Origin of the sequence: Rhodococcus sp. B10, assembly GCF_011770055.1 — a bacterium.
GTDB lineage: Bacteria > Actinomycetota > Actinomycetes > Mycobacteriales > Mycobacteriaceae > Rhodococcoides > Rhodococcoides kyotonensis_B.
The window spans coordinates 87,239-113,397 of sequence record NZ_JAAFYV010000008.1; the positions used below are offsets into that span (position 1 = coordinate 87,239).

General features: G+C 65.6%; 24 protein-coding genes. 8 read left to right on the forward strand and 16 right to left on the reverse strand.

The genetic code is table 11. From position 1 onward, the window contains the following. The first annotated feature begins 1 nt into the window (after position 1). Positions 2–1,270 (forward strand): hypothetical protein, encoded by a 1,269-nt coding sequence (locus RhoFasB10_RS07575; protein ID WP_068421462.1) that lies wholly within the window; start codon positions 2–4, stop codon positions 1,268–1,270. On the opposite strand, the gene RhoFasB10_RS07580 is transcribed toward RhoFasB10_RS07575, so the two are convergent. Continuing rightward, complete coding sequence (locus RhoFasB10_RS07580; RefSeq protein ID WP_068421465.1) at positions 1,246–2,043, reverse strand: ParA family protein; 798 nt, start codon at positions 2,041–2,043, stop codon at positions 1,246–1,248. The two genes, RhoFasB10_RS07575 and RhoFasB10_RS07580, sit on opposite strands and share 25 nt — an antisense overlap. Before the next feature lie 115 nt (positions 2,044–2,158). Continuing rightward, on the reverse strand, positions 2,159–3,640 hold the full coding sequence (locus RhoFasB10_RS07585) for a DHA2 family efflux MFS transporter permease subunit (protein WP_068421628.1): 1,482 nt from the start codon (positions 3,638–3,640) through the stop codon (positions 2,159–2,161). Positions 3,641–3,968: 328 nt separating this feature from the next. On the opposite strand from RhoFasB10_RS07585, the gene RhoFasB10_RS07590 reads away from it, so the two are divergent. Beyond that, complete coding sequence (locus tag RhoFasB10_RS07590; RefSeq protein WP_068421629.1) at positions 3,969–4,595, forward strand: acid phosphatase; 627 nt, start codon at positions 3,969–3,971, stop codon at positions 4,593–4,595. Here RhoFasB10_RS07590 and RhoFasB10_RS07595 read toward each other — a convergent pair. After that, positions 4,592–5,014 (reverse strand): hypothetical protein, encoded by a 423-nt coding sequence (locus RhoFasB10_RS07595; protein ID WP_068421469.1) that lies wholly within the window; start codon positions 5,012–5,014, stop codon positions 4,592–4,594. The genes RhoFasB10_RS07590 and RhoFasB10_RS07595 overlap by 4 nt on opposite strands. A gap of 183 nt (positions 5,015–5,197) precedes the next feature. On the opposite strand from RhoFasB10_RS07595, the gene RhoFasB10_RS07600 reads away from it, so the two are divergent. Beyond that, complete coding sequence (locus tag RhoFasB10_RS07600) at positions 5,198–6,154, forward strand: diacylglycerol kinase family protein (RefSeq protein ID WP_114331617.1); 957 nt, start codon at positions 5,198–5,200, stop codon at positions 6,152–6,154. Between the two features lie 287 nt (positions 6,155–6,441). Then, complete coding sequence (locus RhoFasB10_RS07605; RefSeq protein WP_026347946.1) at positions 6,442–6,696, forward strand: WhiB family transcriptional regulator; 255 nt, start codon at positions 6,442–6,444, stop codon at positions 6,694–6,696. Positions 6,697–6,829: 133 nt separating this feature from the next. Here the strand turns inward: RhoFasB10_RS07605 and RhoFasB10_RS07610 are convergent, their stop codons facing one another. From RhoFasB10_RS07610 to RhoFasB10_RS07625, 4 genes are all read right to left on the reverse strand, one after another. Next, the gene (locus RhoFasB10_RS07610) at positions 6,830–8,308 is read right to left on the reverse strand and encodes a PAS domain-containing sensor histidine kinase (protein ID WP_068421630.1); all 1,479 of its coding nucleotides are present in this window, start codon (positions 8,306–8,308) and stop codon (positions 6,830–6,832) included. 19 nt (positions 8,309–8,327) lie between these two features. Continuing rightward, on the reverse strand, positions 8,328–8,543 hold the full coding sequence (locus RhoFasB10_RS07615) for a biotin/lipoyl-binding carrier protein (protein WP_167675841.1): 216 nt from the start codon (positions 8,541–8,543) through the stop codon (positions 8,328–8,330). A 239-nt stretch (positions 8,544–8,782) separates the two neighbouring features. Then, complete coding sequence (gene rsrA / locus RhoFasB10_RS07620; RefSeq protein ID WP_114331574.1) at positions 8,783–9,094, reverse strand: mycothiol system anti-sigma-R factor; 312 nt, start codon at positions 9,092–9,094, stop codon at positions 8,783–8,785. Beyond that, positions 9,091–9,750 carry a sigma-70 family RNA polymerase sigma factor gene (locus tag RhoFasB10_RS07625; RefSeq protein WP_068421633.1) on the reverse strand — a complete coding sequence of 220 codons (660 nt, stop codon included), beginning with the start codon at positions 9,748–9,750 and terminating at the stop codon, positions 9,091–9,093. Before RhoFasB10_RS07625 ends, rsrA begins: the two co-directional genes overlap by 4 nt. Positions 9,751–9,954: 204 nt before the next feature. Here RhoFasB10_RS07625 and ybaK point away from each other — a divergent pair, with 204 nt between their 5' ends. The 3 genes from ybaK to rsgA are packed head-to-tail and all read left to right on the forward strand — an operon-like array spanning position 9,955 to position 12,761. Next, on the forward strand, positions 9,955–10,449 hold the full coding sequence (gene ybaK / locus RhoFasB10_RS07630) for a Cys-tRNA(Pro) deacylase (RefSeq protein WP_167675843.1): 495 nt from the start codon (positions 9,955–9,957) through the stop codon (positions 10,447–10,449). A gap of 6 nt (positions 10,450–10,455) precedes the next feature. Beyond that, positions 10,456–11,775, forward strand: a complete 1,320-nt coding sequence (gene aroA, locus RhoFasB10_RS07635; protein WP_167675845.1) for a 3-phosphoshikimate 1-carboxyvinyltransferase — start codon at positions 10,456–10,458, stop codon at positions 11,773–11,775. Then, positions 11,772–12,761 (forward strand): ribosome small subunit-dependent GTPase A, encoded by a 990-nt coding sequence (gene rsgA / locus RhoFasB10_RS07640; RefSeq protein ID WP_167675878.1) that lies wholly within the window; start codon positions 11,772–11,774, stop codon positions 12,759–12,761. The genes aroA and rsgA overlap by 4 nt, the downstream gene beginning before the upstream one ends. Before the next feature lie 61 nt (positions 12,762–12,822). Here rsgA and RhoFasB10_RS07645 read toward each other — a convergent pair whose 3' ends face one another. The 5 genes from RhoFasB10_RS07645 to RhoFasB10_RS07665 form a co-directional block, all read right to left on the reverse strand. Then, positions 12,823–14,076 carry a fatty acid desaturase gene (locus RhoFasB10_RS07645; RefSeq protein WP_068421486.1) on the reverse strand — a complete coding sequence of 418 codons (1,254 nt, stop codon included), beginning with the start codon at positions 14,074–14,076 and terminating at the stop codon, positions 12,823–12,825. Positions 14,077–14,161: 85 nt separating this feature from the next. Beyond that, entirely contained in the window at positions 14,162–15,490 is a 1,329-nt protein-coding gene (locus RhoFasB10_RS07650) for an acyl-CoA desaturase (RefSeq protein WP_167675847.1), read from the reverse strand. Positions 15,491–15,597: 107 nt separating this feature from the next. Next, a complete protein-coding gene (locus RhoFasB10_RS07655; protein WP_167675849.1) occupies positions 15,598–16,713 on the reverse strand; it encodes a ferredoxin reductase in 1,116 nt (371 codons plus the stop codon). A gap of 121 nt (positions 16,714–16,834) precedes the next feature. Further along, positions 16,835–17,329 (reverse strand): hypothetical protein, encoded by a 495-nt coding sequence (locus tag RhoFasB10_RS07660; RefSeq protein ID WP_174551351.1) that lies wholly within the window; start codon positions 17,327–17,329, stop codon positions 16,835–16,837. A gap of 41 nt (positions 17,330–17,370) precedes the next feature. Then, positions 17,371–18,843: a wax ester/triacylglycerol synthase family O-acyltransferase gene (locus tag RhoFasB10_RS07665; protein ID WP_068421495.1), complete on the reverse strand. Its 1,473-nt coding sequence runs from the start codon at positions 18,841–18,843 to the stop codon at positions 17,371–17,373. 200 nt (positions 18,844–19,043) lie between these two features. Between RhoFasB10_RS07665 and RhoFasB10_RS07670 the strand changes: the two genes are divergently transcribed. Then, entirely contained in the window at positions 19,044–19,610 is a 567-nt protein-coding gene (locus RhoFasB10_RS07670) for an Rv3235 family protein (RefSeq protein WP_068421498.1), read from the forward strand. A 3-nt stretch (positions 19,611–19,613) separates the two neighbouring features. On the opposite strand, the gene secA is transcribed toward RhoFasB10_RS07670, so the two are convergent. From secA to lpqB, 4 genes are all read right to left on the reverse strand, one after another. After that, the gene (gene secA, locus RhoFasB10_RS07675; RefSeq protein WP_068421501.1) at positions 19,614–22,556 is read right to left on the reverse strand and encodes a preprotein translocase subunit SecA; all 2,943 of its coding nucleotides are present in this window, start codon (positions 22,554–22,556) and stop codon (positions 19,614–19,616) included. Positions 22,557–22,778: 222 nt separating this feature from the next. Beyond that, positions 22,779–23,423 (reverse strand): ribosome-associated translation inhibitor RaiA, encoded by a 645-nt coding sequence (raiA, locus tag RhoFasB10_RS07680; protein ID WP_174551352.1) that lies wholly within the window; start codon positions 23,421–23,423, stop codon positions 22,779–22,781. Between the two features lie 251 nt (positions 23,424–23,674). Further along, the gene (locus RhoFasB10_RS07685; RefSeq protein ID WP_068421507.1) at positions 23,675–24,355 is read right to left on the reverse strand and encodes a ComF family protein; all 681 of its coding nucleotides are present in this window, start codon (positions 24,353–24,355) and stop codon (positions 23,675–23,677) included. A 38-nt stretch (positions 24,356–24,393) separates the two neighbouring features. Continuing rightward, positions 24,394–26,142, reverse strand: coding sequence for an MtrAB system accessory lipoprotein LpqB (lpqB, locus tag RhoFasB10_RS07690; protein ID WP_068421638.1), 1,749 nt, complete (start codon positions 26,140–26,142; stop codon positions 24,394–24,396). Positions 26,143–26,159 lie beyond the last annotated feature (17 nt).

The following is a 26,159-nucleotide window of genomic DNA, read 5'->3' on the forward strand; positions in this document are numbered from 1 at the left end:
CGTGCTGGCACCGGAACGTCGACGGCGATCGGATCTCGTCGCGGCGGCGGTGATCCTCGTCGTCGTGGTGCTCGGACTTGCCGTCGTCTGGCTCAGGAGCGACGCACACGGAACGACGGACACCGTCGCGACGTCGCCGCTCCCCCAGACCGACACCGCGACAGCGGTGCCGACGGCGTTGACCGAGCTCTGGCGCGCCCGGAGTCCCGTCACCCGATCACCGATCGTCACCGGTGCCGCCGTCGTCACCGGGGACGGTGGCACCGTGGAGGGACACGACCCCACCACGGGTGACGTCGCGTGGTCCTACGAGCGGGACCGAGCGTTGTGCGACGTGACCGACGCCTGGAACACGGCGGTCGCGATCTACTCCGACGATCGCGGCTGCTCACAGGTCACCGAGCTCGACGGTGCGACCGGCATGCGGAAGGCACAGCGCACCTCCGATGCCGACGCCGCAGTTCGGACCACCGACGACGGCACGTATCTGACCTCGCGAGGTGACACCCGCATGGAACTGTGGCGGTCGGATCTCGTGCGCACACTCGAGTACGGCCGCGTCGATGCTCCGGTCAATCCGAACTCCCAACCGCGCACCGGTTGCACATTGCTGTCGTCGGCGTCGAACTCCTCGCGCGTCGCAGTGCTCGAACGGTGCCCCGGCGAGGACGCCGCACGTCTGACGATGCTGAACCCGGCGCCGAAGGACGCGCAGCAGCCGGAGGTATACGGCTCGTCCGTCGTCGCAGCGCTCACCGGCCCCGAGGGCGAGATCGACGGCGCCACCGTGTTGGTCGCGTCGGGAGACCGTGTTGCACTTGCCATTCCGGCGTCGCCAGGCGAGCCCGCGCGGGTCGCGATCTTCGACGGCACCGCGCAACAACTGTCGGAATTCGACCTACCCGACGCCGTCGCGGGCGCGGGTCCGTTTCCGAACGACGACACCGTCGTCAAGGCAGCATCGGTGTTCGCGTGGTGGACCGGAACCGCCACGGTCGCGCTGGGACTCGGCGACCTGTCACCCGTCTGGTCGCTGCCGTCCGCGCTCGGCCCGGGAGCGGTCATGGCAGGCAAGCTTCTCGTGCCCGTTCCCGACGGCATCGCAGTACTGGACCCCGGCACCGGTTCGCCGGGCAGCACCATTCCGGTGGATCGGGCCGGCTACACGGGAATGGTCGGTATCGCGGTCGTCGGCGACGTCGTCGTCGAACAACGCGGAGAGACCGTCGTCGCGCTGAGCGCCCCTCAGTCGCCCGCGGCCGGCGAATAGGTCTCGAGTTCCGACCCGTTCCAGTAGGCCAGCAGATTCGCCGCGAGTTCGCGATACGCCTGCGCGCCCTTGCTCTTCCGTCCCGACAGAACGGTCGCGCCCGAAGCCGTGGCTTCGGCGAAACGGACCGTCCTCGGAATCGGCGGCGCCAGGACAGGCAGCGAGTACCGATCGGACACGTCACCGAGAATGTCGCGGCTGTGCGTGGTGCGAGCGTCGAACAGAGTGGGTAGAGCGCCGAGCAGAGCGAGATCGGGATTGGTGATCTGCTGGACGTCCGACACGGTCCGCAACAGCTGGCCGACACCGCGATGGGCGAGCGTCTCGCATTGCAGCGGCACCAGAACCGAATGCGCGGCCGTCAGGCCGTTCAGAGTGAGCACCCCGAGCGACGGCGGGCAGTCGATCACGACGACGTCGAAATCGTCCTGCACCGACGCCAACGCCCGCTTCAGCGCGTACTCCCTCCCGGCTCGCATCAACAACAGCGCCTCTGCGCCCGCGAGGTCGATGGTGGCCGGCAGCAGGACGATGCCCTCGTCGGTCTCGACGACCGCGTCGGACAGCGGCGTGTCACCGGTGAGGACGTCGTGCACCGACGTCTCGAGCTTGTCCGGGTTGTGCCCCAACGAGAAGGTGAGACAGCCTTGGGGATCGAGGTCGATCACCAAGACCCGCTGATCGAGCGCGTGCAGTGCCGCCGCAAGTGATGCCACTGTCGTGGTCTTCGCGACGCCACCCTTCTGATTCGCAACCGCCAGTACAGTCGTCACAGCGTTAGATCCTCGCTTACATCGGCGCTGGTGGCCAGACAAGACGACCGTGGGCGCGTCGCACACCCTTCGAGTCCGGATGGTCGACGCGCCCACAGTGCAGATTCACGACGTGTCAGTGCATGATCACCGGTGCTGCCGAGTCTTTGCCCTCGGACGGGGTGACCTTCTTACGCGGCAGGAAGAACGCGGGGACGAACGTCAGAACGACCAGCACGAGTGCCACGGTGAACGTCGTCGCGAAACCGTCCGCCGAGATGCTCAGCGCCTCGACCGGCGATGTCGCCGACTCGACGCCCTTGAGCTGGTTGGTCAACACGACGGACATGACGGCCGTACCGATGGAACCGCACGTCTGCTGGACGATGTTCATCAGCGTCGATCCGCGAGCCACGCTGTGGTCGGTGAGCGTCTGCAGCGCCGCTGTCATGATCGGCATCATCGTCGAGCCGAGGCCCATGCCCATCACGAACAGCCCGCCGAGCAGCAGGACGTAGGACGTGTCCGGCCCGACCTGTGTGAACACGGCCATACCCGCGGTCACGAAGACCAGTCCGACGAGCACGATCTTTCCCGGGCCGATGCGGTCCGCAAGCGTGCCCGCGATCGGCATGGTCAGCATCGCGCCGAGGCCCTGCGGCGCAAGGAGCAGACCTGCTGCCAACGTGGTCTCGCCGCGAATCTGCAGGAAGTAGCTGGGGAACAACAGGCCGGCGCCCATGAACGCGGTGATGAAGAACAGCGTCGTGACGACTGCGATGGTGAGCGCACGGTTTCGGAACAGTCGCAGATCGATCAACGGGTGCTCGGTGCGCAGAGCATGGAAGACGAACAGCACGATGAGCACTGCACCGACGATGGCCGGGACGAGAACTCGCGTCGCGAACACCGTCTCGGTCTCGGGGATCGACGACACACCGAACAGGAACAGGGCGAGACCCGGCGACAGCATCAGCATGCCCAGGAAGTCGAACGACTCCGACGGTGTCGGTGCGTCCTGCGGCAGAATCACGACGGCGGCGATGAGCGCGACGATGCCGATCGGCACGTTGATCAGGAAGATCCAATGCCAGCTGGCCGCCTCGAGAAGCCAACCACCCAGGATCGGACCACTGATCGGGCCGAGCAGCATCGGCACGCCGAGGACGGCCATGACACGGCCGATGCGCTCCGGGCCCGCTGCACGCGTCATGATCGTCATACCGAGCGGCATCAGCATGCCGCCACCGAGACCCTGGAGCACGCGGAACACGATCAGCGACGTGATGTCCCACGCGAAACTGCACAGGACGGACCCGAGCACGAACAACACGAGCGCAGTGATGTAGAGACGCTTCGTTCCGAACCTGTCCGCAGCCCATCCGGTCAACGGAATGACCGTTGCGAGGGCGAGCGTGTAGCCCGTCATGGTCCACGCGACGGTCGCGTACGTCGCGTCGAACACGTCCATGAACGTCGGCACCGCGACACTGACGACGGTGACGTCGAGAATCGACATGATCGCGCCGAGCACGACGACGCCCGCGACCTTCAACACGGCCGAGTCGAGCTTCTCCGGCTCGGCTGCACCCGGTGGCGATGATCCTGGCTGCGTCATGGGCATCCGTCCTTCTTTTCTTCGCGAGCACGCCGTGCACGCGTCCACTGTGATTCGCGCGCCGCGACATCGAGCATCGGGCGACGAGACGATCGGTCGAACCGTCGGCTGCGTTGACGGGGTTCGAGACGTCCTCACCCGCGTGGAACGGGCGAGAGTGCACGCGTTCCGGCCGACGGGAGACAGTATCGCGTTATCGAGCCGACCACTCAATTCATTTAGCGACCGGATCGGGCCGGACGGCTGTGAGACCGGACACGACGTCCCGTTCGTCCGATTCGGTCGAGCCGGACGCGAAAGCCACAGTGCCGCACGGCACTATATGAGCATGAGCGCAACAGCCAGCGGTGACCACGGACGTGTCGTTCTGCTCCGGCACGGCGAGACCGAATGGGCGACGACCGGGCGTCACACCGGCACGACGGACGTCCCGCTCACGGCCGTCGGCGAGGAACAGGCGGTCGCGGCGGGCACGTTGCTCGGCGAACTCGACCTACGCGATCCGCTCGTGCTGAGCAGCCCACGCGAGCGTGCTCGGCGAACCGCGCAGCTGGCAGGCCTCGACATCGATCGACCGTGGGATGCACTGGCCGAGTGGGACTACGGCGACTACGAGGGCATGACCACGCCGGAGATCCGACAGAACGTGCCGCACTGGACGGTCTGGACCCATCCGTGCCCGAACGGCGAGACGATGGACGAAATCGGCACCCGCGCAGACCTCGTTCTGTCGGTGGCCCTGTCGGCTCTGCCGGAACGTGACGTCGTCCTCGTCGGGCACGGTCACTTCTCCCGAGCACTGCTCACCCGATGGACCGAACTACCCGTGTCCGAGGGCAAACGATTCGCCATGTCCCCCGCCGCGTACTCGGTTCTCGGATTCGAGCACTCGTACCGGCAGATCGCCGTCCACAACATTCACCCGTCCGTCCGGACCGGCAGGCGTGCGAGCTAGCTCTCGTCGTCGTCCTGGCCGTACTCGGCCGCCATCCATCTCGACGACGGCGGACTGAACAGCAGCACGAGAATCGACAGCACACCTGCACCGAGCAGCGCCCCGTACAGCGGCTGGTGTGAATCCGTCAACAGCGCCCACACGACGGGCAGCAGCAGCAACTGAACGACGAGCGCGATGGCACGCCCCCACCGCTTGCCCGCGATCAGCGCGACGCCGGCCGCGAGCACCGCAGCGCCGACGACCGCGAACCACCCGGCAGTTCCGTACCCGTTCGCCGTGGTCCGGTCCGACCCCTCGACGGCACGAACCACGTACACGACCGCGGCGACGAGCGCGACGATTCCCTCCACGGCGACGAGCACTCCCGCGGATCGAAACGTCACGGGGGGCACCTGAGGCAGCGAAGGCGTCGACACTCGGCCAGGATAATCGGCTCGTTCCTGCAGGCTCCACTGCTGGCCCCTTTCCGGTCGTTCCTGCAGGCTCCACTGCTGGCCCCTTTCCGGTCGTTCCTGCAGGCTCCACTCCTGCCTCTCATCCGGTCGTTCCTGCAGGCTCCACTCCTGTCCCCCCAACCGGTGCCGATAGGCTCGGTTCCCGTGCGCGCGCTCCTGATCGTCAATCCCAATGCGACCTCGACCACCCCCGCGGCTCGCGACCTCTTGGCACACGCCCTGTCGAGTCGTGTTCGCGTCACCGTCGCCCATACGACGCATCGCGACCACGCAGCCGAACTGGCATCCCAGGCCCGTGACGACGGAATGGGTCTGGTGATCGTCCACGGCGGCGACGGAACCGTCAACGAAGTGGTCAACGGCATGCTCGGAGTTCCCCTCCCGGCGTCGATGAAATCGGTCACCATCGGTGCGATACCGCCGCTCGCCGTCGTCCCAGGCGGCAGCGCGAACGTGTTCGCCCGCTCGCTCGGCATTCCGTCGGATCCGGTGGCGGCCACGAACCAGTTGATCGACCTGCTGTCGGAACGCTCGAGGCGCACCATCGGACTCGGACATTGCGACAACCGCTGGTTCACGTTCAACGCCGGACTCGGCCTCGACGCAGACGTCTGCCGTGCCATCGACGCGAGCCGCAAGAACGGCAGACCGGTGTCGCCGAGCCGGTACGTCCGGGCGTCGGTGCGCGAGTTCTTTCGTAAGAAAAATCACGAACCGACGCTGACTGTCGACATCCCGGGTCACGATTCGGTAACAGGAGTTCATTACGCTTTCGTTTCCAACTCGAGCCCGTGGACTTACCTGAGCGAACGGCCCGTGCACACCAATCCCGGCACCTCGTTCGAGACCGGACTCGGCCTGTTCGCGATGCGGACGACCAAGGTGTTCCCCAGCTTGAACGTGTCGCGACAGCTGCTGTCGGCCACGTCGGAACCCAAGTCCCGCAAGCTGTTTCGACACGACGACGTTCCTCGCGTCCGCATCACGTCGTCGGAACCGATCGGACTGCAGATGGACGGTGACTATCTCGGCGAGCGCACGGAAGCTGAATTCTTCTCCACACCGTCGGCGTTGGAAGTGGTGGCTCCGAGACCCCGGTGACACCTGCCCGATCGGGTAGTTACGTACCCGTAAGGCAGGGCTCGCCACAACGCCCGAGGCCGGTTTTGCTGGGGAAATCTCAGCAGAATCACCTCCATCGGGGTACAAAGGAGCGCAGGAGGCTTAAGCGAGCCTAACAGAGTGAGCTTGACCACGGACACACGGCTATCTCTTGACTTCCCCTAAGTTCGTGAAAGCATTCACAAGCAACAGTGCGGAAACATTCGATACGCACTCGTGAACTACAGAGAAACTATGGCGCTACGGCGCCCGGTAAGGAGCAGAGGATGGACTGGCGCCACAAGGCCATTTGTCGCGACGAAGACCCGGAACTCTTTTTCCCCGTGGGAAACAGCGGCCCGGCTCTCGCGCAGATCGCTGATGCCAAGGTCGTCTGCACGCGTTGCCCAGTCACCGCAGAGTGCCTCTCGTGGGCACTCGAGTCCGGCCAGGACGCAGGCGTGTGGGGTGGAATGAGCGAGGACGAGCGTCGCGCACTGAAGCGGCGTAATGCACGTACGCGTGCACGCAGCTCCGTCTAGCAACGGATCCCGACGCTCGCATCGGACGAGCTGATTCGGAGAAAGAACCCGGCTCAGGGGGAGCCGGGTTCTTCTGCGTTCGGGGGTCGTGCCCGTCGGGCCGGCCGGGTGCCCGCGTCGCGTGGCGGGCGCGTCAGGGCGTGCGGGGACGGCGACCGAGCGGAACACGAAGGGACGCATCGGTTCCCCCGCCCTGCGCGGGATGGAGGCCGAGAGAGCCGTTCAGTTCGACGGACACCAACGTTCGGACGATCTGAAGACCGAGCCCTTCGGACCGCTCGAGCGAGAAGCCGGTGGGCAATCCCTGGCCGTCGTCGTGGATGACGACGTCGAGCCACCGGGCCGACCGGTCGGCGGTGATCAGCACGGTTCCTGCAGTACCTGCCTCGAAACCGTGCTCCATCGCGTTCTGCACGAGTTCGGTCAACACCATCACCAACGGCGTCGCGCGCTCGGCAGAGAAGACGCCCAGCTTGCCGGTGCGCTTCACCCGAACTCGCGGATCGACGGTTCCCACGTCGAGCATGATCGGGACGAGGCGGTCGACGATCTCGTCGAGATCGACCTCTTCGTCCACCGACATGGACAGCATCTCGTGGACGACGGCGATCGACGTGACGCGTCGGACCGACTCGCTCAGTGCGACCCGAGCCTCCTCGTTCTCGGTCCGACGCGACTGCAGCCGCAGCAGCGCGGCAACGGTCTGCAGGTTGTTCTTCACCCGGTGATGGATCTCCCGGATGGTCGCGTCCTTGCTGAGCAGCGCCCGGTCCCGACGCTTCACCTCGGTGACGTCGCGCACGAGGACGATCGCTCCGACCGAACGGTCGTGAGGTCGCAGCGACAGCGTTCTGATCAACACCGTGGCACCGCGCGCGTCGACCTCCATACGGTGGCCGACGCTTGCCGTCAGAGTCGCCCGGATATGGTCGGCGGCTTCCTGCGAGTCGAACGGGTCGGTGATCAGCGAACGCGTCACCGACGCCAGGTCACGGCCCGACAGTTCCGTCGACAAACCCATTCGGTGATAAGCGGACAGCGCATTCGGGCTCGCGTAGACGACGCGTCCTTCGGTGTCGAGGCGGATGAAGCCGTCACCTGCACGAGGCGACGAATTGACGTCCGTGCGCTCGACCGGCGTCGGAAACGTCCCGTCGCCGATCATGCGGCACAGATCGTCCGCGCTGTCGCGGTAGGCGATCTCGAGCGCGCTGGGTGGACGCTGCTGCGTGGGGTTCACATCGCGGGTCAGCACGGCGATCACGTGTTCGCCGCAGCGAACGGGCACGCTGTCCGACCCCCCGACCTCGCCGCGGACGATCTCGCGGCTCACGAGGGAGTCGATGACCGTCGGATGCTGGGATTCGGATACGACGGCCCCGACCATGTCCTCGGTGAACGCCGTCGGGGCGGTGGTCGGCCTGCACTGTGCCACACACAGCACCTTGGCGCCGGGCGCGCCCTCGACGTCGTCGGTGCCGACCCACAGCAACAGGTCGGCGAAGGACAGGTCGGCGAGCAGTTGCCACTCCCCGACCACCCGCTGCAGATGGTCGACGGCCTCACCCGGCAGGTCGGTGTGCTCGGCCAGCAGATCGCTCAGCGTGGACACGGTGTCGGCTTCGGATGTGTCAGGCCACGACGGCGATGAGGTCACCCTGCTGGATGACGTCACCGACCTCGACGCCGATCGTCGTGACGGTTCCCGACGTCTCGGCCAGCACCGGAATCTCCATCTTCATCGATTCGAGGACGACGAGGGTGTCCCCGGCCGCGACCGTGTCGCCCTCGGCTACGACGATCTGAAAGACGGTCGACACCATCTCCGCGCGCACGTCCTCGGCCATGACTCTCCCTCTCGTTCGTCGCGCTCCACGGCACCCGTGGACGCACACCCGATCACACGTGAAAGACTGTAGTGAATCTACGAGAGGAGCTACACATGGGTAAGCGTGGACGTAAGAAGCGCAGCCGCAAGGGCAACGCAGCAAACCACGGCAAGCGTCCCAACAGCTGACGCGAGCGCCGAGACACGAAAGGCCGGGAAGCACATGGCTTCCCGGCCTTTCTCGTGTTCGTCGGTCGTCTATTCGCTCTCGGACTGCTTGATCAGCACGGTCCGACGGATCTCGATGCTCAGGCGTTCGCGGAGCCCGGACGGCGCCTGCTCACCGCCGCACTTACGCCCGATGAGGCTCTTGACCTTCTCCTCGATTCCGTACGCGGCCAAGCACGACCCACACTCGTCGAGATGACGCTTCAGGCGGTGCTTGGTGCCTTCGTCGCACTCGTTGTCCAGCATGAGCCACACGTCGGCGATGACTGCGGAGCAGTCCAGCTTCTCGAACTCGCTGTTCGCCGCGTCGGCATCCGGTGTCCTGTCCGCATCCGATGTCACCGCGAAACCTCCTGCTCGTGCACGTCCACCGCTCCGCCTCGATTGAATCCACGCTCACGGGCCACGCCTGCGAGCAGACCTCTGAGTTGCTTGCGGCCTCTGTGCAACCGCGACATCACCGTTCCGATGGGCGTGCCCATGATCTCGGCGATCTCCTTGTACGGGAATCCTTCGACGTCGGCGTAGTACACCGCCATCCGGAACTCCTCGGGAAGCGACTGCAGCGCTTCCTTGATGTCGTCGTCGGGCAACGAGTCGAGCGCCTCGACCTCGGCCGAACGCAGTCCGGTCGACGAATGCTCGGCGGTCGCGGCCAACTGCCAATCGGTGATCTCGTCCGTCGGATACTGCGCAGGTTGCCGCTGCTTCTTCCGGTACGAGTTGATGTAGGTGTTGGTCAGAATGCGGTACAGCCAGGCCTTGAGGTTCGTGCCCTCGCGGAACGACCGGAAAGCGGAATAGGCCTTGATGTAGGTCTCTTGGACCAGGTCCTCCGCGTCGGCCGGATTTCTCGTCATCCGCAGTGCGGCACCGTACAACTGGTCCAGCATCGGGAGCGCATCACGTTCGAAGCGTTCCGTCAGTTCGGTCTCCGATTCAGCCGCCGCCTGAGCTGTGCGCTCGACTTCCTCCACGCTGATCCCTTCGGTAGCCATGTCCTTCCAGGCTACCGCGGGCGATGTCAGGTCCTTCACGTAGATCGCGCTGCCGTCGGTGGCAGCGCGGACGGGGCGCTCGGTCGTCGATACAGCCACAGCGTCTCCCTTCCTGCTCGTTCGGTACTCGACCCACAAGAACACCGCGAGAGCCCCACCTGTTCCCTGCTCCGTCGAACGAGGACCCGTCGATACAGTGACGCCATGGCCGCAGCGTCCACACCAGCGATCGCCGTCCTTCGCAAGCAGAGGGTCGACCACGAGGTGCACACCTACGATCACGACCCTCGATCGGAGTCGTACGGAACCGAGGCCGCCGACGTCCTCGGCGCCCGGCTGGGCGTCGACAAGTCCCAGATCTTCAAGACCCTGGTGATCAGAAAGTACGACGGAGCCCTGGCTGTCGCCGTCCTCCCCGTAACGACGACTCTTTCCCTGAAAGCCGCCGCCGCCGCTCTCGGCGCACGCAAGGCCGCGATGGCCGAACGCGCCGAAGCAGAGCGTTCCACCGGCTACGTGTTCGGTGGAATCTCGCCCCTCGGCCAGAAGCGAGCGCTGGCGACCGTCGTCGACGAGTCCGCGCTCGGGTGGGACCGGGTGCTCTGCAGCGGCGGGCGTCGTGGACTCGAGATCGAGCTCGATCCGCACGACCTGGTGCGACTCACCCGCGCCGTGACGGCGCCCATCGGGGCGGGCTGAAGCTCGATGCGCAAAGATGGGCAGGTGAGCAATTGGACAGCGCCGACCGCGACCACCCCAGTCCACGCGACCGTCACCCTGCCCGGATCCAAGTCCATCACCAACCGCGCTTTGATCATCTCGGCTCTGGCCGAGGGTTCCTCGTCGGTGACGGGCACGCTACGCAGCCGCGACACCGACCTGATGATCGCCGCGTTGCGCGACCTCGGGGTCGGCATCGACATCGATGCCGACGACCCGACGTCGCTGACGGTCACGCCCGCTCCCCTGCACGCCGCGACCATCGACTGCGGCCTCGCAGGTACGGTCATGCGCTTCGTTCCGCCGCTTGCCGCGCTCGCCACGGGCACCGTCGCGTTCGACGGTGACGAGCAAGCCCGTTCCAGGCCCCTGGACACGATCCTGGGCGCACTGCAGACACTGGGCGCCCAGGTGGACGGCAACGCGCTCCCCTTCACCGTGACAGGCAACGGACGCCTCGCAGGCGGTCCCGTCGAGATCGACGCGTCGGGCTCCTCGCAGTTCGTCTCGGGCCTGATGCTGTCCGCTGCCGCGTTCGACGACGGCGTCACCATCAATCACGTCGGCAAGCCGGTTCCGTCGATGCCGCACATCGACATGACCGTCGAGATGCTGCAGCGCGCGGGTGTCCGGGTGGACACTCCCGCCGACAGCGGCGACGCCGACACCTGGCGAGTGCATCCTGGACCGATTCGAGCGGTCGACTGGGTTGTCGAACCCGATCTGTCGAACGCCACCCCGTTCCTCGCCGCAGCCGCCGTGACGGGAGGCGAAGTGCGCGTGCCGCATTGGCCGTCGTCGACGACCCAGCCGGGTGATGCGATCCGCGACATTCTCACGTCGATGGGCGCCGAGGTCACGCTGGACGACGGCACCCTGGTGGTTCGTGGGCCACGGACGTTGCGCGGGATCGACGTCGATCTGCACGACGTCGGCGAATTGACCCCGACCGTCGCAGCGCTGGCCGCACTGGCGGACGGCCGCTCCTTCCTACGCGGAATCGCGCACCTGCGCGGCCACGAGACCGATCGTCTCGCCGCCTTGGTGACGGAGATCAATCGTCTCGGCGGCACTGCAGTCGAGACCGACGACGGCCTGGAGATCACGCCCGCGCCGCTGCACCAGGGAGTGTGGCGCGCCTACGCCGATCACCGAATGGCAACGGCGGGAGCCATTCTCGGCCTCGTGGTCGACGGTGTCGAGGTGGACGACATCGATACGACGTCGAAGACGCTCCCCGGCTTCGCACTCCTGTGGGACGAGATGCTCGCGGGCACGCCCGGACGCGTTGGGTCGTCGTCCTGAGTCGCCGTCGGTACGACGAGTCGGATGTGCGGATTCGTCCTGGCAAGAGTTCACGGCCCAGGACGAAGACGCGACCCGAGCACGCCGACGCGGAATCGGCGATGGTGGTCTCGGTCGACCGTGGCCGATGGGGCTGCGTACTCGGCGGCGATCCGGACAGGCCCGTCGTGACGATGCGGGCGCGTGAACTGGGCCGCACTCCTATCGTCGTCGGCGACGACGTCGACATCGTCGGAGATCTGTCCGGCAAGGTCGACACCTTGGCACGCATCGTGCGGGTGTCCGAACGGCGAACGGTGTTGCGCCGCACCGCCGACGACACCGACCCGTACGAGCGCGTGGTCGTCGCGAACGCCGAACAACTGCTCATCGTCTCGGCGTTGGCCGACCCGCCCCCGCGTACCGGGTTCGTCGAACGGGCGCTCGTGGCCGCCTACGTCGGCGGACTGAATCCGATCCTCTGCCTGACCAAGAGCGATCTGGCCGATCCGACCGAGTTCGCGGCGGCATTCGCCGATCTCGACGTCCCGGTGGTACTGGCCGGCCAGAGCGAAGACCTCGGCGAACTGACCGGCGTTCTCGCCGGCACGGTCACGGCGTTGATCGGGCACTCCGGCGTCGGCAAATCGACGATGGTCAACAGGCTCGTGCCCGACGCGCATCGCGCCACCGGTGTCGTGTCCGGCGTCGGCAAGGGCCGTCACACGTCGACGCAGTCGGTCGCGTTGCCACTACCCGGTGGCGGCTGGGTCATCGACACGCCCGGTATCCGGTCCTTCGGCCTTGCTCACATCGCGCCGGAGGACGTCGTGGCGGCGTTCTCCGACCTCGCGGACACCATCGACGACTGCCCACGCGGATGCACTCACCTCGGCCCGCCCGCGGATCCCGAGTGCGCGCTCGACACGTTGACCGGCGACGCTGCCCGACGCGTCCGCGCCGTCCGATCGCTGCTCGAAGCCGTCCGGACCAACGACGCCTGGTAGACGCACGTGCGCGCGAATGTGCAGCGGGCTGTACATTCGCGCGCACGTGCGCCGAAGGCGCCTACTTCGAGAGTTTCGCGATCAGACCGCGAATCCCCTTGTTCTTCTTCGATTCCTGGATCGCGGTACGCAGTCCGCGACGCTTGCCGGTCTCGGGGTCGACGGTCAGCAGACCGCCGGTCGCGCCCGCGAACTTCTTCTCCGACGCGGTTTCCGGTGCGTCGTCGGCCGTCGCCTTGAGGTACTTGTTCGGCAGCGAGAGCTTCGCGATGGTGCGCCACGACAGCAGGTACTGCTTACCGAGAGACCCTGTGGTGTACGGCAAGTCGTACTTCTCGGCCAGTTCGAGAACACGGAACTTGATCTCGCGCAGCCGGTTGCTCGGCAGGTCGGGGAACAGGTGGTGCTCGATCTGGTAGCAGAGGTTTCCGCTCATGAACTCCATGACGGGCCCTGCTTCGAAGTTGGCGCTGCCGAGCATCTGACGCAGGTACCACTGCCCCTGCGTTTCGTTCTCCATGTCCTTCTTGGTGAACTTCTCGGCACCGTCGGGGAAATGCCCGCAGAAGATGACGGTGTTGGTCCACACGTTGCGAATCATGTTCGCGACGATGTTGGCCGTCAGCGTGCTCTTCCAGGCCGGGCCTGTCACTGCCGGGTAGATGACGTAATCCTTGGCGATCTGGCGACCGATCTTCGCCAGCACCTCGCTACGCTTCCGCTCGAACTCCTCGCGGGGAACGCGCCCCTTGGCGACTTTCCCGAGTTCGAGGTGCTGAGCGGCGACGCCGTACTCGAAGAACAGCTGCAGCAGCAGGTTGTACACCGGGTTGCCCAGGTTGAACGGCTTCCACCGCTGGTCACGGGTGACGCGCAGCAGACCGTAGCCCACGTCGTCGTCCATGCCGAGAACGTTCGTGTACTTGTGGTGGATGTAGTTGTGCGTCTGCTTCCAGTGCGCGGACGGACCGGTGTTGTCCCACTCCCACGAGGTCGAGTGGATCTCCGGATCGTTCATCCAGTCCCACTGCCCGTGCATCACGTTGTGGCCGAGTTCCATGTTCTCGATGATCTTCGCGACCCCGAGCATGCCCGTGCCCAGCAACCAGGCGGGACGCTTACGGCTGGCGAAAAGCACAGCGCGACCGCCGATTTCGAGCGTCCGCTGCAGACGAATGGTGTTGCGGATGTACCGCGCATCCTTCTCGCCGCGCGATGCCTCGATGTCACGCCGGATCGCGTCGAGCTCGACGCCGAGAGCTTCGACGTCGGCATCGGTCAGATGGGCGTATTCCTTGATATCCGAAATCGCCACGGGTTACGGCCCTCCTGGCAGTCGTCGGGGTGCACGTCGTGCACGTTTCTTTCGACTACCGTACCGTAACTTACGGCTCCGTAGGTTACGAGTGCGTAGGTGTGAGTGAGCTCACCGGCCGCCCACCCTTGGACGCACGACGCAAAGCGCGTGCCTGTCGCTTCGCTTCCTTCTTCGCGTGCCGCAGCTGCACACGCGCCTCGGCGATCGCCGACCGCAGGCCACGCCGCTTCCCTGTCAGCGGATCGATCGTCAGCGCGTGGACGACAGGAGTATCACCGGTGCGGAAGCGCCGTTCCGAGCTCGTCTCGGGCGCATTGTCCGACGTCGCCCGCAGCCAGGAGTCCGGCAACGACAGCTTGTGGATGGTGCGCAACGCGAGCAGGTACTGCTTGCCCAGCGACCCCGTCGTGTACGGAAGGTCGTACTTCTCGCACAGCGCGTGCACCTTCTCGGCGATCTCTGCGTAGCGATTGCTCGGCAGGTCGGGGAACATGTGGTGCTCGATCTGGTAGCAGAGGTTGCCACTCATGAACGCCATGATCTTGCCCGCGTCGAAGTTGGCGCTGCCGAGCATCTGACGCAAATAGAACTCGGCGCGTGTCTCGGACTCGAACTGACCCATCGTGAACTTCTCGGCGCCGTCGGGAAAGTGACCGCAGAAGATGACCGCGTACGCCCACAGGTTGCGCACGAGGTTGGCGGTGGTGTTGGCCGTCAGCGTGCTCTTCCACGCGGGCCCCGACAGAGCGGGAAACAGCACGAAATCCTTGCCGACCTGACGAATGATCTTCGCCCAGAACGCTCGGTTCGACGGCGACTGCCAGTACGGCAGCGCCATTTCGCCGTCCATCTCCTTCTGCTGGCTGCAGTCGTGGATGGCGATGCCCCACTCGAAGGTGGCTGCCAGCACGATGTTGGCGAACGGCTGCAGAAGGTTGATCGGCCGCCAGGCCTCGTCGCGCGTCATGCGCAGGATGCCGAAGCCGATGTCGTCGTCCATTCCGACGATGTTGGTGTACGTGTGGTGCGAGTAGTTGTGCGCACGCTTCCACTGTTCGGACGGACCGGTCTGATCCCACTCCCACGACACCGAATGAATCTCCGGGTCGTTCATCCAGTCCCACTGCCCGTGCATCACGTTGTGGCCGAGTTCCATGTTCTCGACGATCTTCGCGACGCTGAGCATCGCCGTGCCGACGAGCCACGCCGGCCGATACTTGCTGCCCAACAACACGATTCGCCCGCCGAGCTCGAGGCAGCGCTGCAGTTTGATGGTCCGCCGAATGTACGACGCGTCCCGCTCACCCCGGCTGTCCTCGATGTCACGGCGTACCGCGTCGAGTTCGCGACCGAAGGCTTCGAGATCTTCCTCTGTCAGGTGGGCGAATTCCTTGATGTCCGTGATGGCCATCGTGGTCCTCCGAAAGTCATGGGCGGTGCCCGAAGTACAGATTCGCGACAAGCGCCGACCGCAAGCCTAACCGACGATGCTGAGAAGTCGGTGTGTGAAGTCACACGCTAGAGCTCGAGCGTGCAGTCCCCCGCCGCAGCCGAGATGCACGTCTGGATCCGGTCGCCTTCACCGTGTTCCTTGCCGGACCGTAGATCGATGACGTGTCCCTCGACCAGCGGAACCACACAGGTCTGGCAGATGCCCATGCGGCAGCCGAACGGCATCTGGACGCCGAGCTTCTCGCCTGCCTCCAGCAGGGTGGTGGCACCGTCGACCTCGGCCGAACGATCGGACTTGGAGAACGTGACGGTTCCACCCTTGCCCGAGGTGTCGGCGCGGGCGATCTCGAACCGCTCCAGGTGCAGCTTGTCCTCGATCCCCTCCTGCTTCCAGACGCGCTCGATCTCCTCCAGCAGCGCCGACGGGCCACACGCCCACGTCTCGCGCGAACGCCAATCCGGGTACAACTCGTCGAGCGACGCCAGGGCGAACTTGCCGTCCGACCGGGTCAACTGCACGTGCGAGACGAACTGTGGGTGACCGTCGGCGATGCTCGCGAGTTCGCTCCCGAACATGACCTCGTCCTCGGTGGGCGCGGAATGGATGTGGACGGTGTCCGGCATGTCGCCGTGCCGGTCCATCGACCGCAGCATCGACATGATCGGGGTGATTCCGCTACCTGCGGTGAGAAACAGGATCTTCTCGGGCGGCGGCGTCGGGAGCGCGAAATTGCCCTTGGGAGCGGCCAATCGAACGATCGTCCCCTGCGGTACCCCGCCGACGAGATGGCTCGACAGAAAGCCCTCGGGCATCGCCTTGACCGTGATCGAGATCAGCTTCTCTTCCCAGTTGGGAGGCGACGTCAGCGAATACGAACGCCAGTGCCACCGTCCGTCGAGATGCAGGCCGATGCCGATGTACTGCCCCGGCTGGTAGTCGAAGTTGAAGCCCCATCCGGGCTGGATCACGAGCGTCACCGCGGTCGCGGTTTCCTGCTTGACCTCGACGACGCGTCCGCGCAACTCGCGGGCCGACCACAGCGGGTTCGCCAAATGCAGGTAGTCGTCGGGAAGCAACGGGGTGGTGATCCTGGTGAACGCGCCACGCAGCATGTTCAGCTTCGGCCGCTTCGGTGCGGACACGTCCGCAGCCGGAGCTTCCAGCCACTTCTTGAGGTTCATCCGGGGGTTCATCTCCTCGATCGCGACGATGCGGCAGATCGCGCACGCCGCCCTGCCGTCGTACAGGTTACGCTACCGTAGGTTACCTGGAGGTAGACGACTGTGTCACAGCTGTTCGAGGTCACAGCAGTTCGAGCAGGAACGGCAACTCCTGGGTCGCGTACCACGCCAGGCTGTGGTCCTCGGCGTCTCCGAGCACGAACTCCGCGTCGGGATCACCCATGTCGGCAGCATCGATCACTCCGACTGCCTTCTCGACGGCGGGCTCTGCGGCCTCGAGATCCATGTGCACCGACGCGACCTGGTTCAGCCGCAGCGGCTCTTTCAAGCGCACGACGGCGTCGTCCAGATCGGGGCGCAGCGTGGGATCGTCCACGTCGGCAGCGATGACGGCTCGGCGGTGCACGACACCCCCGTCGACGACGCCATCCTCGGCCTCGTCGTCGCGCGACGCGGCGATCAAGCGCAGCGACGCCCGTGCCGCCTCGTTCATGGCGACCTCGGCCAGTTCCTCGTCGTCACCCGACGAATACGCCTCGCGCAGTGTCGGAGTCACCGCGAACGCCGTTCGGCTCACCGGATGGAACTCCTCGTCGGCGACGAGCGTCCTCAACATCGAGACCGTCGCCGGTACATACACCCTCACGCGTTCTTTCCTCACACTCTCGACTCGTTGCTTGCATCGATCAACTCTTCGAGCGACTCCAGAATCAGAGCCGTCACGACGTCGACGTCGGGCATCGCCCCGCGGTCGGCGTTCAGCCCGTAGAAGACGTTGCCGTCGTAGGACGTCAGCCCGATGCTCAGCGCCTGATTCTCGAACAGCGGTGACACCGGGAACATTTCGAGCATCCGCGCGCCGCCGACGTACAGCGGGAACTGCGGTCCCGGCGCATTGGTGATGATCAGGTTGAACAAGCGCTGCGACAACCTGCTGCCCGCGCGTGCACCCATCGCGTGCAGACTGGCCGGAGCGAAGCCGGAAATGCGCATCAGGGTGTGAGCCGTGACGCCGGGCGACTGCTTCTCGTGAGCTTCCGTCGCATGCGCGATGTGCGACAGCCGGACGACGGCGTTGGGCTCCCCCACCGGCAGATCCACCAGGAACGACGACACCTCGCTGCGCTGCGATTCCACAGCGGACAGCACGGCGTCCGACTCGTGTTCACCGGTCGGTCCGTCGGTGTACTCGTCGTACGCTGCCCGCGCAGCCGACACGTACACCGACATCGGGACCATGGCACGCACCGTCGACGACGCGGTGACCGGTTCCCCGCGCGAGAGCAGCCAGTTACGCAATGCGCCGGTCACGACGGCGAGCACCACGTCGTTGATGGAGCAGTCGAACCTCGTGTGGATCTTGCGGTAGTCCGACAGTTCCGTCTTGGCGACGGCGAAGCGACGGTTGCGCGAGATGGGCGCGTTCAGTGGACTCGACGGTGCGACCTGCGCCGCGGTACGCACGGCCGACAGGACCTTGCCCGTCGCCTGGACAGCCTCGCTCGCGACGCCTGCGAACCCACGCGCGACACCCTTGATCATCTCGATGCCTTCGCTGGGCCGCACGATCATCTCGGTGATCGCGTCCAACACGAGCGCCGATTCCTTCGGCTCGCTCGCGGGCATCCACAGCTCCTCGGCCATCGGGGGCGGACTCTTGCTCGCGTCGAGAATGACCTGCCCGATCTCGAGCGCCTTCTCGCCGTCGACGAGAGCCGAATGCGACTTCGTGAAGATGGCGAACCGATTCTTCGACAACCCTTCGACCAGATACATCTCCCACAGCGGCCGTGTCCGATCCAACGGGCGCGACGTCAGCCGTGCGACCAGGTCGTGAAGCTGTTCGTCGGATCCCGGTTTGGGCAGTGCAGAGCGGCGGATGTGATAGGTGATGTCGAAATCCGGATCGTCCACCCACACCGGGCGCGCGAGTCCGAATGCCACTTCGCGCACCTTCTGTCGGTAGCGCGGCACCAGAATCAACCGCTGCTCGACGAGCGACAGCAAGCTCTCGTAACTGAACCCCGAACGCGGCGTTCGGAACACCGCCAGCGATCCGAGATGCATCGGGGTACTGCTCGCTTCGAGAAAATAGAACGACGCATCCTGCGTGGTCAGCCTTGTCGCCATCGCGTACCCCGGTCTCCCCGTTCCTGCTCGCTCCGTCACGCGACTCGATCCGAGCCTGCGATCCGTCCCCTCGAACTTAGATGAAGCAGAACGCTACAGCCATTCATGCGCGCGACGCGTGAGGCGTGGGGAACCGAGCGTGTATCGGTTTCGTCATACATCTTCGACGGGCAAGACCGTAGGAGCGAAGGACGTGGCGTATGGAGGCGACCGAAGCCAGGCGACAGAGCAGATTGGTGCGCCCGGCGCAGCCGTACGAACCGCCCGCCGTCGAGCGCAGCACGGCAACGCCGGCCGCGCCGTGTCGAGTCGAATTGCGGCGCAACACCATTCGGTCGAGCTCGGCCGTGAAGCGACGTCACCCGTTCCCCCGCAGCCTCGGAGCACATCCCGCGGCCGCACCCACGACGGTAGCCCCCAACCCCGCTCGCGACGTCCCCGACGACATCCGCCGAGGTGTCGATCATGCATTGCGACTGCTGTTGGAGGTACTCGATCGACGCAGAACCGCCGACCAGTTGCGCAGTCTGTTCGCGCCGGCCGTCATCGAATCGATAAGAACGATCGTCAGGAACGGGCCTCCCGGGCACGGTCTCGGTATCGCATCGCTCCGGACCGTTCATTCCCGTCCGGCGTCCGAGAACTCCGTGGAGATCTTCGCGACGTACGCGCGTGGGCCTCGCGTATTCGCGCTCGCGGCCCGGATCGACGTTCGATCCGGGCCGCGAGGAGACACACCGACGGTGACGTCGTTGCGGGTCTGCTAGGTGTCAGCGTTTCTTCTTCGACCGAGCAGGCTTGGACGTCTTGGCCTGCGCGCGCGCAGCCTCACGGCGCTCACGACGCGTACCTTGCGCCGTCTCGTCGGCCTTGCCGCCGCGTGCAGCACTCCCGTTACCGTCCGTCGCGCTCGACCGACGCACCTCTGTGCCGCCGCCCTCGTCCGGACCGGTGTAGGTCAACCCTCCCGAGGGCCGATCCTCCAGCCCCTTCGCACGTAGCGCGGTCGGCGCGGGCGCGCCCGCAGGCTGCGCAGCCCGCTCCTGCGTCGGCAACGGCTTCGGCGCCTCCGCCTTACGGGTGGTGACGGCAGGCTGCTGGGCGGTGGGCTGTTGCTGCGCGCCGGACCCGATCGGCGACGCCAGGCCGGGCGCCACTGCGAGCCCAGCGCTCGCGGGCGGTCCCGCCGGAGCAGGAGTGGCTTCCACCTGCAGGTTGAACAGGAAGCCGACCGACTCCTCCTTCAGTCCCTCCAACATGCCCTGGAACATGTCGTAGCCCTCGCGCTGGTACTCGACGAGCGGATCGCGCTGAGCCATCGCGCGGAGTCCGATGCCCTCCTTGAGGTAATCCATCTCGTAGAGGTGCTCGCGCCACTTACGGTCCAGGACCGACAGCAGGACGCGGCGCTCGAGCTCGCGCATCCCGTTCTCGCCCGCGATCTCCTCGATCTCGGCCTCACGCTTGGTGTACGCAGCGCGGGCGTCGGTGAGCAACGCGTCGAGCAGCTCCTCGCGAGTCAGGTCGCTCTTCTCGCCGAATTCGTTCTCGTGCGTCAGTTCCTTGTGGTCGACGCCGACCGGGTACAGCGTCTTCAACGCCGTCCACAGCTGTTCGAGATCCCAGTCCTCGACGTACCCCTCGGCGGTGGCGCCGTTCACGTAGGCCGTGATCACGTCGGTGATCATGCCTTCGACCTGGCCCTCCATGTCCGCACCTTCGAGGATGCGGCGGCGCTCGTCGTAGATGACGGTGCGCTGCTGGTTCATGACCTCGTCGTACTTGAGGACGTTCTTGCGGATCTCGAAGTTCTGCTGCTCGACCTGGGTCTGCGCGCTCTTGATGGCCTTGGAGACCATCTTGGCCTCGATCGGGACGTCGTCGGGCAGGTTGAGTCGCGTCATGATCGACTCGAGCGCAGCACCGTTGAACCGTCGCATCAACTCGTCGCCGAGCGACAGGTAGAAGCGGGACTCGCCCGGGTCTCCCTGACGACCGGAACGACCGCGGAGCTGATTGTCGATGCGGCGCGAGTCGTGCCGCTCGGTGCCGAGCACGTAGAGGCCGCCTGCCTCGCGAACGGTTTCGGCGTCTTCCTTGACCTGCGTCTTCACGTTCTCCAGCGCGGCATCCCACGCGGCCTGGTACTCCTCCGGGTTCTCCACCGGGTCGAGGCCCTGCTTACGCAGTTGGATGTCGGTGATGATGTCGGGGTTTCCACCGAGCACGACGTCCGTACCGCGGCCTGCCATGTTGGTGGCCACGGTCACTGCCCCGAGACGACCGGCCTCGGCGACGATGGTCGCTTCCTGCTCGTGGAACTTCGCGTTCAGAACGCTGTGCACGACGCCGCGCTTGGTGAACTGCTTCGACAGATACTCCGAACGCTCGACGCTCGTCGTACCGATCAGGACCGGCTGGCCCTTCTCGTGACGCTCGACGACGTCGGACACGACCGCGTCGAACTTCGCTTCCTCGGTCTTGTAGATGAGGTCACCGTTGTCGACACGAACCATGGGCCGGTTGGTCGGAATCGGGATGACGCCCAGTCCGTAGGTCTGGTGCAGCTCGGCGGCTTCGGTCTGTGCCGTACCGGTCATTCCCGAGAGCTTGTCGTACAGACGGAAGTAGTTCTGCAGTGTGATCGTGGCGAGAGTCTGGTTCTCGGCCTTGATCTCCACCTTCTCCTTGGCCTCGATGGCCTGGTGCATGCCCTCGTTGTAGCGGCGACCGACGAGAATACGACCGGTGAACTCGTCGACGATGATGACCTCGCCGTCGCGGACGATGTAGTCCTTGTCCTTCGTGTACAGCTCCTTCGCCTTGATGGCGTTGTTCAGGTAGCTGACGAGCGGAGAATTGGCGGCCTCGTAGAGGTTGTCGATGCCGAGCTGGTCCTCGACGAGCTCCACGCCCGACTCGTGCACACCGACCGTGCGCTTCTTGATGTCCACCTCGTAGTGGACGTCCTTCTTCAGCAGCGGCGCGATACGCGCGAACTCGCTGTACCACTTCGACGACGCGTCGGCCGGGCCCGAGATGATGAGCGGCGTGCGCGCCTCGTCGATGAGGATCGAGTCGACCTCGTCGACGATGGCGAAGTTGTGACCGCGCTGCACCAGGTCGTCGAGCGAGTGCGTCATGTTGTCGCGCAGGTAGTCGAAGCCGAACTCGTTGTTCGTTCCGTACGTGATGTCCGCGGCGTAGGCGGTGCGACGCTCGGCCGGGGTCATTCCGGACAGGATCACGTCGGTCTGCAGGCCGAGGAAGCGGTGGACGCGTCCCATCCACTCGGAGTCACGCTTGGCGAGGTAGTCGTTGACCGTGACGACGTGTACGCCGTCACCGGCGAGTGCGTTGAGGTAAGCCGGCAGGACACAGGTGAGTGTCTTTCCCTCACCGGTCTTCATTTCCGCGACGTTGCCGAAGTGCAGCGCTGCACCGCCCATGACCTGTACGTCGAAGTGCCGCTGCGACAGCACGCGCCACGACGCCTCACGCGCGACGGCGAAGGCCTCGGGGAGCAGCTCGTCGAGCGACTCGCCGCCCGCGTACCGCTTCTTGAACTCGTCGGTCTTGGCGCGCAGTTCGTCGTCGGACAAGCCCTCGACGTCCGGGGACAGGGTGGACACGTGATCAGCGATGTTCTTGAGTCGCTTGACCATGCGACCTTCACCAACACGGAGCAGCTTGGAAAACGACAGCGAAGGCACGGGCTTTCTCGTCCTCGATCCTCGGTTAACGGATATCGGTTGTCAGGGCGTCACAGGCGTCGGGAGCACGACCGTACTCACGCCGACAGCGCGAGTCGACCGCGACCCGACGCGTCCATGGTAGGCGCTGCCGCGGTGAGCGTAGAAGACCCACCGGGACGAAACGGGTCCGACCTGGGATTTCTCCCAGGTCGGACCCGTTGTGAGCAGTGGTTACGAACCTCAGGTCAGCCTGATCAATCCGTAATCGAACGCATGCCTGCGGTACACGACCGACGGTCGGTCGGTGGCACTGTCGTGGAACAGGAAGAAGTCGTGACCCACCAATTCCATTTCGTAGAGAGCGTCGTCGACGGACATGGGGGCGGCGGAGTGCACCTTGGTCCTGACGATCTGACCGGGACCGCTCGGCTCGTCCTCGAACGAATCGAGGGGAATGTTCGGATCGATCGCCAGTGAGTCGTCCTCGGCGAGTTCTGCGGTGGCCTCGGCAACCGAGACCGGAGTCTTCTCACCGTAGTGAACTTTGCGACGGTCCTTGGTCCGGCGCAGGCGACTTTCGAGTTTGGACGTCACCGATTCCAGTGCGGCATAGAAACTGTCGGCACAGGCTTCTGCACGGACTACCGGCCCCTTGCCCTTCGCGGTGATTTCCACGCGCTGACAGGCCTTACGTTGGCGGCGGTTACGTTCGTGCTGGAGTTCGACGTCGAACAGGTAGATAGAGGGGTCGAAGCGTTCGAGCCGGGCGAGTTTCTCGGAGACGTAGACCCGGAAGTGATCCGGGATCTCGACGTTGCGGCCTTTGACCACGACGTCGGCATTGTTGGTGCTGGACTCGTCCGAAGGCTCCTCGTCGAAGAACACAGAAGCTTGTGAAGGGGTCGTCACGCGTACCTCCCGATATCGGTCGCGCCGCCGGTGCGACGCGGCAAGTGCTCATGCCGACTGGGGAACCAACCGGCACCATTTTCTGCCGCATCACCTCCACACGAGAGAAGTCGCATCCGCCTTCGAAGGGCGTGTCCACGACGCTAGTCGGTCATCCGCTCGTGTGCCACTGTTCACCGAATTTGGGTAGCGGTGCGTGTCGCGAAACCGCGCGTTATCGCGCCGTGTCACACCGCGGCCACCACCAGCACACCGTCGACTCGGACACCGAAATCGTGTAGGACACAGACCGATTCGGCGGCCGTCGAACCAGTTGTCAGGACATCGTCGACGACGAGGACCGTGACGTCACGCGACGCGGCCTCGAACGTCCGGCGCGTCGACGCTGGAGGCACCATCAAGATTCGGCCCGCCACGTTGGCCTGCCTCTCGGCAGCACCGAGCCCCACCGAATCGCGCACTCCCCTGCCCATCCGCAACGTACGCGGAACCGACACCGGCTCGGGTTCCAGCATCGTCGCGGCAACTCGTGCGAACCGCTCGACGTGATCGCCGCCGCGCATTCGCGCGGCCCGCGACCGCGACGGGGCGGGCACGAGTGCAAGCGCCGCGAACTCGGGCGGGTCCAACTCACCCAGCATCCGCAGATGGGACACCGCGCGTGCCGTCGCCCGCCCCAGTGGCTGTGCGAGGTCGTGCCGATTGCGTTCCTTCAACGCCAGAACGGCACCGCGAAACGGGCCCGCATACGGGCCGAGCGCCCAGCACGGCACTCCGACGTCGACACGCGGCCGTACCGAGACAGGCGGACGCGTCACCGCGCCTTCACACCGAGCGCACCACGCCTCACCAGCGACGTCACAGCCTCCGCACTCGTTCGGCAACACCAGATCCAGAAGAGTTCGCATGGCCGCGGAGTATGACCGCCGGGTCCGACAGGATCGGGTCAGCCAGGAAGGATCGGCGTCGCCTTCACGCCGGCGAGACCGGAGACTTCACGCCAGTACCGATCTCCCGCCGGGTCGTTGTTGTCCAGCTCGAACACCGCACGAGAGTCCGCGACGAACTCGTTCGACGGCGACGCGTCGACCGACAGCACCGGTGCCGTGAGGTTGCGGCTCGGCAGGGCGTCGAGTCTGGATCCGTCGGTCGTCACCTGCACGACGGGGACGTCCGTCGCGATGCGCACGATGACGATCGCGTCGCCGGTGCTCCAGTCGAGAGCGAGTGCGTCGCTGCCGAGACCGTTGGCCACGGCGCGCGGTGACGTCAGGGAGTACAGACCGTTCTCCTGCCGGACGACGGTCGCGACGTACACCAACCCGTCGACGATCATCGCGGCGCGGACGCCGTCACGCGACAGTCTCAGATCCGTGATGCGGGAGCCGAGCGCGGTGACCGCTCCCGCGTCCACCGGAACGACAGATACCTGCCCGGTGGCCGGATCACGAGCTGCGCGAATGACATTCGTCCCGTCGATGACAGCCCACACGGCGTTGTTGTCGGCACCCCACGTCGGTCGTGTGATCGACTGCCCCTCCGCCACGGGGAACGCGCCACTGTCGTACCCACCGATCATCAAGGCCGACGAAGGCTCCGGCGCCGGGCGCCCGGTGTCGGCGACACCCGCGACCAACGTCCCGTCGGTGGACAAGGCGACCGTCCGCAGATTCACCACCGATCCGAAATAGCCTGGCACGGGCGTCGTTCCGGTGTCTTCCACCGACACCAGTCGCCCACCGACGACGGCGTGCAGTCCGACCTCGTCCTCGGGCGCACCGAGCGGATCGAAATCGGCGACGTCGAGGGTCGTCCACCCGTCGGGCTTGGAATTGTCGAGCGGCTGACCGTCCGCCAGCAGCACGTACGGACCGGAGATCTCGGCCGAGGCGAGAGTCCAGATGACCTGTGCGGCAAGCAGTTCACGGTTCTTCGCGTCCATCGCCTGAAGACCGCCGAAATCGATACGCACACCGCCGGATCCGACGCCGACCTGGCCGGTTCGACCGTCGGCCTTGGTGATCGGGCCGCGCACGCCGACCTCGTCGGCCAGCTCGTTGGACACGGCAGGCTCCAGCGTCGACTTGGGCCCGTCGATCAACAGCTGCACGAGCTGATTGGCCGTCTGATCGGACGACCCGGTCAGCCATCGCACGTCGGGAACCAGCTCCGAGCCGAGCGGATCGACGAAGTACAGCGACTTCCGTTGGTACGCACTGAAGAACTGGGACCTGTCGATGAGCACACCGGGTGGCAGCTCGTCGATGCGCCACTCGCCGTCGACCTTGACCATCTTGATCGTCGAGTCGACCGTCCCCGCGCCGGCTTGATAATCACCGCCTGGAGCCAACAGACCGACCGTGTTCGACCGAAGCGTGTACTCGGCTTCGTCGTCGGTACGAGGACCGTAGAGGAGGTCGATCTTGTCCGCGACAACGGTTTTCGCGCCGTCGTCCCAACCGTTCGACGCATTCGAGGTCAGGAATTGGCGCGCCGCCTGATGTCGGTTCGCGGAACTTGCACTCGCAGCGATGAAGTCACGTACGAGACGGTCCGGTTCCCGGCCTGCGGCAGGAGGCGGTGGCGTCGTCGTCTCGGCACCGGCCGCGCTGAGCGACCCGATCGCCTGCGGAGTGGACGATTCGGGAAGACTCGCGCATCCGACGACGAGGGCAAGGACGCTGCACAGCACCATGACCGGTGCTATTCCAC

Excerpts from the sequence above, each read along its gene's own strand:
- RhoFasB10_RS07650 (WP_167675847.1), bottom strand. The coding sequence starts at position 15,490 with ATGGCCATCACGGACATCAAGGAATTCGCCCACCTGACAGAGGAAGAT.
- RhoFasB10_RS07625 (WP_068421633.1), bottom strand. The coding sequence starts at position 9,750 with ATGGCTACCGAAGGGATCAGCGTGGAGGAAGTCGAGCGCACAGCTCAG.
- RhoFasB10_RS07655 (WP_167675849.1), bottom strand. The coding sequence starts at position 16,713 with ATGAACCTCAAGAAGTGGCTGGAAGCTCCGGCTGCGGACGTGTCCGCA.
- aroA (WP_167675845.1), top strand. The coding sequence starts at position 10,456 with ATGCGCAAAGATGGGCAGGTGAGCAATTGGACAGCGCCGACCGCGACC.
- RhoFasB10_RS07615 (WP_167675841.1), bottom strand. The coding sequence starts at position 8,543 with ATGGCCGAGGACGTGCGCGCGGAGATGGTGTCGACCGTCTTTCAGATC.
- lpqB (WP_068421638.1), bottom strand. The coding sequence starts at position 26,142 with ATGGTGCTGTGCAGCGTCCTTGCCCTCGTCGTCGGATGCGCGAGTCTT.
- RhoFasB10_RS07660 (WP_174551351.1), bottom strand. The coding sequence starts at position 17,329 with ATGTTGAGGACGCTCGTCGCCGACGAGGAGTTCCATCCGGTGAGCCGA.
- RhoFasB10_RS07585 (WP_068421628.1), bottom strand. The coding sequence starts at position 3,640 with ATGACGCAGCCAGGATCATCGCCACCGGGTGCAGCCGAGCCGGAGAAG.
- ybaK (WP_167675843.1), top strand. The coding sequence starts at position 9,955 with ATGGCCGCAGCGTCCACACCAGCGATCGCCGTCCTTCGCAAGCAGAGG.
- RhoFasB10_RS07670 (WP_068421498.1), top strand. The coding sequence starts at position 19,044 with ATGGAGGCGACCGAAGCCAGGCGACAGAGCAGATTGGTGCGCCCGGCG.
- RhoFasB10_RS07665 (WP_068421495.1), bottom strand. The coding sequence starts at position 18,843 with ATGGCGACAAGGCTGACCACGCAGGATGCGTCGTTCTATTTTCTCGAA.
- RhoFasB10_RS07590 (WP_068421629.1), top strand. The coding sequence starts at position 3,969 with ATGAGCGCAACAGCCAGCGGTGACCACGGACGTGTCGTTCTGCTCCGG.
- RhoFasB10_RS07685 (WP_068421507.1), bottom strand. The coding sequence starts at position 24,355 with ATGCGAACTCTTCTGGATCTGGTGTTGCCGAACGAGTGCGGAGGCTGT.
- RhoFasB10_RS07605 (WP_026347946.1), top strand. The coding sequence starts at position 6,442 with ATGGACTGGCGCCACAAGGCCATTTGTCGCGACGAAGACCCGGAACTC.